This window comes from Brevundimonas sp., from assembly GCF_030682035.1.
Lineage (GTDB): Bacteria > Pseudomonadota > Alphaproteobacteria > Caulobacterales > Caulobacteraceae > Brevundimonas.
The window spans coordinates 1-1288 of sequence record NZ_JAUXQZ010000032.1; the positions used below are offsets into that span (position 1 = coordinate 1).

A 1288-nucleotide genomic window follows, 5' to 3' on the forward strand; every position below is an offset into this window, starting at 1 on the left:
GATACCACTACTCTGAGCGTTACTAGCCCTATAAAAACTTGTAAAAATCTCTGCAATTTGGGATTCAGGAATTCCCATCCCCTGATCTGCAATTGAGATTCTAATAAATCTTCGTAAGTTCTCGTTATATTTTTCACTAACACTTATACGAACCGTCGTATCCGTTTTAGAGAATTTAAGGGCATTTGAGAGAATGTTAGATAGAGCTTGGGAGATTTGATTTTTATTCGCATCTATTACCGTCTCAATATTTTCGTCTACAGCCACATCAAATGCAATTCCCAACGCCTCTTTTTGAGGAGCTAGAGCGAAAATACATTTGGCAATAACAGCTTGCACGTCGACCTCTGTTTTTACAAGTTCTGATGAAGTTGATTCCAAACTTGATAGAGTAAGAATCTCTTCGACAAGATTTAACAAGTCTGTTGAATTTCGTTCAATCACGGCCAAAACTTGCTCACTCTGAGTATTTATACTGGTATTCATACTGTCTCGTAAAATACCGACATACCCAATGATAGAAGTTAATGGCGTGCGCAGTTCGTGATTTATTGTAGAAATAAAATCATTCTTTCTTGAGTCGAGTAATTTTAACTTCTCGACTAATGTTTCTGCCTGACTTAAATTATTATTTGCGGTATTTAGTAAAATAATTTGATCATCAATTGAATTAGAAATAGCCTTGTACTGCTTATTGAGAGTATAAATAAAGGAGGAGACAAAAATAAGTGATAAGGATGTAACTAGAATCAGTAAGTAGAGATTGATATCTGCCTTTTGACGACGGTCTTTCGCGGACTTTTCTAGCAAACTGTCTAGTTGAGCTCTATACTCAACTGCAAAAATCCGACTAAAATTTAGCATCTCGTCAACAAAGATTTTTAATTGGGATTTAATGGCACGATAATCACTTCTAGATAGATACCCCGGCTTAGCGTATAAAAGAATTTCGTCGGCGATAAATAGATTTGCCAAATATTGATTGACGAAATACTGCCTTGCAACTTCGTGCTTAATATCTATCCCTGATAATTGTTTCTTCAAAGTGGCGCGCGCAACTATTACATCTTTAATTGGGACTTCTCCCGCCCCCCATTGGACGAATTTAATTGTAAAGGCCAGTCCTTCTCGCTGAAGGAGGGAAAGAGACTGCGCCTTTTTTTGAATAGAGGAAAAGATTTGATTATCCCCTGATGCTCCACTTGAAATTTGGCTCGTCGAAAATGTTAATGCAACCATACCGAGCCCTATCATGATGAGTAAAGCGATCTGGGCGGGGTTAATACTA

Annotated in this window: 1 protein-coding gene; it reads right to left on the reverse strand. The window is 37.5% G+C overall.

Annotated elements, in window-relative coordinates; genetic code table 11:
• The coding region (locus tag Q8K49_RS09510; protein WP_305305571.1) for a sensor histidine kinase KdpD at positions 1 to 1288 on the reverse strand (1288 nt) is incomplete at both ends.